General features: G+C 43.6%; 3 protein-coding genes. 2 read left to right on the forward strand and 1 reads right to left on the reverse strand.

What is annotated here, in order from left to right:
• Nucleotides 1–22: 22 nt before the first annotated feature.
• Nucleotides 23–3,526, reverse strand: coding sequence for a pyruvate:ferredoxin (flavodoxin) oxidoreductase (nifJ, locus tag HRM2_RS24445; RefSeq protein WP_015906698.1), 3,504 nt, complete (start codon nucleotides 3,524–3,526; stop codon nucleotides 23–25).
• Nucleotides 3,527–3,808: 282 nt separating this feature from the next.
• On the opposite strand from nifJ, the gene rdgC reads away from it, so the two are divergent.
• Both rdgC and HRM2_RS24455 read left to right on the forward strand, forming a co-directional pair.
• The gene (rdgC, locus tag HRM2_RS24450) at nucleotides 3,809–4,423 is read left to right on the forward strand and encodes a recombination-associated protein RdgC (RefSeq protein ID WP_015906699.1); all 615 of its coding nucleotides are present in this window, start codon (nucleotides 3,809–3,811) and stop codon (nucleotides 4,421–4,423) included.
• Between the two features lie 5 nt (nucleotides 4,424–4,428).
• The gene (locus HRM2_RS24455) at nucleotides 4,429–4,962 is read left to right on the forward strand and encodes a hypothetical protein (RefSeq protein ID WP_015906700.1); all 534 of its coding nucleotides are present in this window, start codon (nucleotides 4,429–4,431) and stop codon (nucleotides 4,960–4,962) included.
• Nucleotides 4,963–6,764 lie beyond the last annotated feature (1,802 nt).

A 6,764-nucleotide genomic window follows, 5' to 3' on the forward strand; every position in this document is an offset into this window, starting at 1 on the left:
GATGAATCATGTCAATATGAATTTACTCTGCGAGTTTTTTCAACATCTCGTACCTATCCTTGAGCTCTTTTTCAATCTTGGCCCTCAAACGGATGGATTCGTCTGGAAAACTCTTCTCAAGGGCTGCAAAACGGTTTTCACCGCCAAGGAACTCCTGGAGGTTTCCGTCGGGCTCCTTTGAATCCAGGATAAACGGATTTTTTCCCTCCTTGGCAAGCAGGGGATTAAACCGATAAAGGGGCCAGTAACCGGACTCAACCGCAAGTTTTGACTCCTGCTGGGTCTTGCCCATGCCCTTTCTGATGCCCTGGTTGATGCAGGGTGCATAGCAGACGACAAGGGAAGGTCCAGGATAGCTCTCAGCCTCCACAAGGGCCTTTATGGTCTGCTGTTTATTGGCGCCCATGGCAATGGAGGCCACATACACATAGCCGTAATGCATCATTAACCCGCAAAGGTCCTTTTTGCCGATTTTCTTGCCGGATGCCGCATACTTTGCGATGGCCCCGGTGGGTGTTGCCTTTGATGACTGGCCCCCGGTGTTTGAATAAACTTCCGTATCCAGCACAAGGATGTTGATGTCGTCACCCGATGCCAGCACATGGTCAACGCCACCATAACCAATGTCATAGGCCCAGCCGTCCCCGCCAAAAATCCAGTGGGACTTTTTCACCAGCAGTGAAGCATCCTCAAAAATAGAGTCAAGCGTTGCATTGCCCGTTCCAACAGACAGTTGCGACTTGATCTTGTCTGCGTAAACCTTGGATTCTCCGGCATTGTTCATGTTGTTGAGCCAGCCCTCAAGGTTCTCCTTAATCTCCAGAGAAATGTCAGAAGCAAGGGCCTCTTTAACCTTGGCGGCAAGGGTTTTTCGCCGGTTGTTAAACGCGAGCATCATGCCGTAGCCGTATTCGGCCGCATCTTCAAACAGGGAACTTGCCCAGGCAGGACCTTCCCCTTCACTGTTTGTGCAGTAGGGGGCCGTGGGTGCGGAACCGCCCCAGATGGACGTACAGCCCGTTGCATTGGCAACGGTCATTCTTTCGCCAAACAGCTGGGTTAACACCTTTACATAAGGGGTCTCACCACATCCGGCACAGGCGCCGGAAAACTCAAGAAGGGGTTTGAAGAACTGGCTTCCCTTAACGCTATCGCGCTTACCAAGGGCCTCTTTAAAGGGAATGGTCAGCGAAAATTCGTGGTTTGGAATCTCTCGTTCCGTCTGGGTGGCAAGGGGTTTCATGACCAGAGCCTTGACCTTGGCCGGACAGATATCGGCACAGTTACCGCATCCCTGGCAATCAAGGGGATTAATCTGCATCCTGAACTTGTAATCCTTAAGATCCTTACCCTTGCCTTCAACGGTCTCAAAGGTTCCAGGGGCGTTCTTGAGCTCATCTTCGGTTGCAACGATGGGAATAATGGCCGCATGGGGACAGACAAACGAGCACTGGTTGCACTGGATGCAGTTTTCAGGGATCCACTCGGGAACATTGATGGCAACGCCCCGTTTTTCATATTTACTGGTTGAATTGGGGAATATACCGTCCGGGCTAAAGGAACTCACGGGAAGCATATCACCCTTCTGGGAGAGGATGGGCCGCATGACCTTATCAACATAGTCAATGCCAGTATCCTTGATGTCCATGGTACCGGAAGCTGCACCCCAGGATTCAGGCACTTCGATTTCAACAAGGTTAGCCAGGGTTCTGTCAACGGCGTCTATGTTCATCTGAACAATCTTATCGCCCTTTTTGCCGTAGGTCTTTTTAATATCAGCCTTGAGAAGTTCGATGGCTCTTTCAAAGGGAATGACATTGGCAAGCTTGAAAAAACAGGTCTGCATGATCATGTTGATGCGATTTCCAAGACCCACTTCGCCTGCGATCTTCACGGCATCCACGTTAAAGAATTTGATCTTGTTGTCAAAAAGGGTCTTTTTAACGTCACCGGGAATGGTTTTTTCCATGTCTTCAAGGGACCAGGCAGAGTTCAGCAGAAAAGTTCCCCCTTCCTTCAACCCCTCAAGTACGTCATAAATCTGAACATAGTTTGACTTGTGGCAGGCAACAAAATCGGCCCGGTTGATCAAATAGGTTGACTGGATGGGCACATCGCCGAATCTCAGGTGGGAAATGGTGATACCGCCTGATTTTTTTGAATCGTAGGCAAAATACCCCTGGGCATACTTGTCTGTGTTGTCGCCGATGATCTTGATGGCACTCTGGTTTGCACCAACGGTACCATCGGATCCAAGACCCCAGAACTTTGCACTCACCGTGCCTTCTGGCGCCGGGTTGAATCCGGGAACAACATCAAGGGAATAATCGGTCACATCGTCCTTGATGCCCACTGTAAAATGGTTTTTGGGTCCAGCACTATTCATGTTGTCAAACACAGCCTTGATCATGGGTGCGTTAAACTCTTTGGAACCAAGCCCGTAACGACCGCCGATGATCCTGGGTCCCGTACCCTTTTCCATGAAGGCTGTACACACATCCATATAAAGGGGTTCGCCAATGCTTCCGGGCTCCTTTGTTCGGTCAAGCACCGTGATGGTTTCTGCCGTTGCCGGGATAGCTTCCATCATGGCTTTAATATCAAAGGGTCTGAACAGCCGAACCTTCACAAGACCGACCCTTTCACCGTCGTCATTGAGCTTGTTCACCGTTTCTTCAATGGCTTCACAGCTTGAACCCATGCTGATGATGATCCGATCCGCCTCAGGATCTCCCACATAGTCAAACAGCTTGTAACTCCGGCCGGTGAGCGCCTCGACCTTTTCCATATAACTTTTTACAATCAATGGAATTCTATTGTAATAAGCGTTGACCGCCTCTCGTCCCTGGAAATAAATATCCGGATTCTGGGCTGTTCCACGGGTGTTGGGATTTTCAGGGTCCAGGGCAAGGGCCTTGAACGCCCGATAGGCATCCCAGTTCATCAGAGAACGCATATCATCGTAGTCAATTACCTCTATTTTCTGAATTTCGTGGGAGGTTCTAAACCCGTCATAAAAATGCATGAACGGCACCCGCCCTTCCAGGGTTGCAAGGTGGGCAACCAGGGCAAGGTCCATGGCCTCTTGAACAGAGGCCGATGCAAGCATGGCAAAGCCTGTCTGACGTGCTGCCATCACATCCTGATGATCGCCGAAGATGGATAGTGCATGGGCTGAAATAGCCCTTGCCGTGACATGGAAAACACAGGGTAAAAGTTCACCTGCTATCTTGTACATATTTGGAATTTTTAATAAAAGACCCTGTGAGGCAGTAAATGTCGTTGTCAATGCACCTGCGGCAAGGGATCCATGCACGGCACCGGCGGCACCGGCTTCAGACTGCATCTGTTTGATGTTAAGCACCTGGCCGAATATATTTTTTCTGTTCTTTGCAGCCCAGGAGTCTGCAATTTCACCTAGGGGACTTGAAGGGGTAATCGGGTAAATGGCGGCAACCTCACTCATGGCATAGGCCACATGGGTCGCCGCTGTGTTCCCGTCAATCGTCTGCATATTTTTTTTCATAAAACCACCTTTTAAAGTAATTAGAGTCCATAACACTATCCTTTAAAGCTGATATTTATACATCAGCCCATTTTATATGTAAATGCTAAACATGGTTTATCTACCTGGGGTGAACTTCCCTTATTTCCATGATTATAACGCAAATCAAGTCAGTTGAGTAATGGCACAGTGTGTCCATTAGTATTGTGATCCCAAACTATTTTAAATTTTCAAGATGTGCTAAATTAATCTGTCCTTTAAAAACAGGAAGCGCAACCATTAATTAACAGTATCGGAGTATCTATGGGTTTATTATCATCGAGTGTGTCTGTTGCAAGATACAGGGTTGAAGGAGAAATTGAAGAATCCCTGGTTGAAACAATAAAAGAGGGGCTTAAAAAAAATGCCGTAAGTGAAATAGAAGATGAATATGCTGAAATTGCAGTGGGCTGGACCCCTTTTGAAAGTCCTTTTGACCCAGATTTTGAAAAGTTTTCATTCACATTTGGCACCTATTTTGTTTTTACCTTAAGAATTGATAAAAAAAGTGTGCCTTCAAAAATTGTTCAGAAACAGGTGGCCATGGAAGTTACAAAACGACTAAAGGAGAGCGGTCGTGAATTTTTGTCAAAAAACGAAAAAACCGACATCAAGGACATGATCACGGAAAAGCTCATGCGCCAGATGCCGTCCATTCCAAACATGTACGATCTGCTCTGGATACCCGAAGATCACAGCCTGCTGTTTTTCACCACCCAGAAGGCTGCCAATGAAGAGCTTGAAACCTTGTTTAAAACATCGTTCAAACTCAAATTAATCCGGCTCTTTCCCTTTACTATGGCAGAGGGCGACAAGGATTTTTCCGACCATGACAGGGATAAAATTGCCAATATTGTTCCCGTAAAATATTCGAGGTAAACATTATGTTAGATATTGCAGTTGCATACAATAAGTATAAATTTCTGGGTAACGAATTTTTGACATGGCTGTGGTATGTCATTGAGGCTGATATAAACCTGGGTGAATTGACCCAGATCAAAGACAGGCTGATATCAATAAAAATAGGAAATAGTATTGTACTTGAAAACTCACTTGGAGATGACGCAAAGGAAAAAATATCCATCAAGGGAGATGATGCAGGTCTTGAAGAGGGTACCATGGCCCTTAAAAAAGGTGGTGTCGTCACAGAGATTAACCTGAACCTTAAAATTGATGAGGCAGAGTACCGGTTTACCATCAAAGGCGAAAGCATGAATATCACAGGCCTTAAAACACCTACTTCCGGAAAAATAGAAGGTCCCGATGAAGTTGAAGGCGCTGTTCTTGAAAAGGTTTTTCTGTGCAACAATGTTTTTGAAATTATAGACGCCCTGTATTCGGCTTACATAAAAAGGCGAATATCCGATACCTGGACGGCCCAGGATCTTACAGCCATGAGGGCATGGATTCAATTATAATCTACCCCTGTTAAAAAAATGTTCAAAACTCAACGTTAATAGACACAACCTGAAAGGCATGACGATTTAAAATACCGTCATGCCTTTTTTGTTTAAAATAATGTTTATAAAATGTTTATAAGACTCCCCTTATAGACATGAAAGATATAAACACTATGGTTGATAACCCTTCCGCAACACATGGCATATAAAAAGATAACCTGCTGATATAAAATATAATACAGCCTAAAATCCTGTTATATTGAATAATGTCAATAAAATGTCAACAACTCCAGACTTATAAACACTTTTTTTTAAAACAGACAAAAATGACCGTTTATAAAACCGATTTAATTTGATTAGTCCACAGAATTATAATACAAATAATTTAATATTTTTAAATACTTACTATTTTTTTAAACTTTCGTACACTGCTTATTAATTATTATTATAATTAAATAGTGTTTGAACGAAAACTTACCCATCTGCGGCGTTGCTGCAAAATCCTGAAATCCTCACGTACAGTAGTACGCTCCGGTTTCAGAATTTTTTGCGCCGTGCATATGGGTAAGTTTTCGTTCAAACACAGGTTTTCGGTCAGCCACTAAATATAAATACTTTTCCGGCAGTGACTCCATATCAGTGGATGAAAACGTGGACCTGGCCAAGGCCAAGAGAATCTGTGACATTCACGATGTGGTCCTGGGCGGGAACATACCCCTGACCTCCGCCATGCTTTTCGGCACCCAACAGGACAACATGGAGGCCATTTTGGACCTCATTTATTCCGTGGAGACAAAAGCACAACCTTATCACTCGATTATCAATTTTTTTAGATTCACTTCAAATCGGCAGGCGGAAACGGGTGTTGCCCTTCCCTCATTCTCGCAGCCCGTCCATGGGCCGCTCCGAGGAAAATGGCAACTCTTTCGGCGTCCATGCCGACCGTTGCCATTTAATCCGGTCAGGGTAACCAAAGGGGGCGGAATGGTACGTAGATCTTCCCTTCCCAACAAAAACTCTTCTCTGAAATCAGGGAGGTATCATCCTACTTTTGATCACTAAGGCAGACCTCCTGGAGATATTTCCCATCCAGCCTGATACCGGCATAGAATACCGGTATGATTTTTACCTGTACCCCATGCCGGTTTTTATATTCCTGGGATATCACAGGGGTTTAATAAATGTTTAAAACTCAAAAGTAATAGACATAACCTGAAAGGCATGATGGTTTAAGATACCATCATGCCTTTTTTGTTTAAAACAATGTTTATAAAATGTTAATAAGAATACCCTTCTCAACATTAAAGTTATTAACATCAGGGTTCATAACCCTTTCGCAACAAACAGCTGTTTGATAGATAACCTATTGATATAAAAACATATGGACACATAAATGCCGTCCCATGCAAAAATGTTAACAAAATGTTAGTGAAATACAGCTTTATGAACACGTTTTTTACACAGATACAAAAATGACCTGTTTTGAACCGGCAGAGTTGAGATACTCTGCAAATTTAAAATATAAATATATTCTATAATTTTAGCTGTTTAATCTACTTTTAAACTTTTAGATGCAGCTTATTAATTATTATTATTAAAATAGAATATTAAAAAAATAAAACCACCCATTACTCGAACATGGGTAATCAATGAAAAATTTGTATACCAATCCCTGTACAAAAAAAATGACACCAACTTATTTTCATCTGAACAATATTTCATTTTTATTTCATTGAAAAAAACCTTTAAAAGATATAGATTATGCACTTGGCAAAGCATTGCAAAAAAGTTTGATATATAAACCAATCTTAGGTATTTAA

Origin of the sequence: Desulforapulum autotrophicum HRM2 (assembly GCF_000020365.1) — a bacterium.
Classification (GTDB): domain Bacteria; phylum Desulfobacterota; class Desulfobacteria; order Desulfobacterales; family Desulfobacteraceae; genus Desulforapulum; species Desulforapulum autotrophicum.

Coding starts and splice junctions, on each gene's coding strand:
- nifJ (WP_015906698.1), bottom strand. CDS start 3,526: ATGAAAAAAAATATGCAGACGATTGACGGGAACACAGCGGCGACCCAT.
- rdgC (WP_015906699.1), top strand. CDS start 3,809: ATGGGTTTATTATCATCGAGTGTGTCTGTTGCAAGATACAGGGTTGAA.
- HRM2_RS24455 (WP_015906700.1), top strand. CDS start 4,429: ATGTTAGATATTGCAGTTGCATACAATAAGTATAAATTTCTGGGTAAC.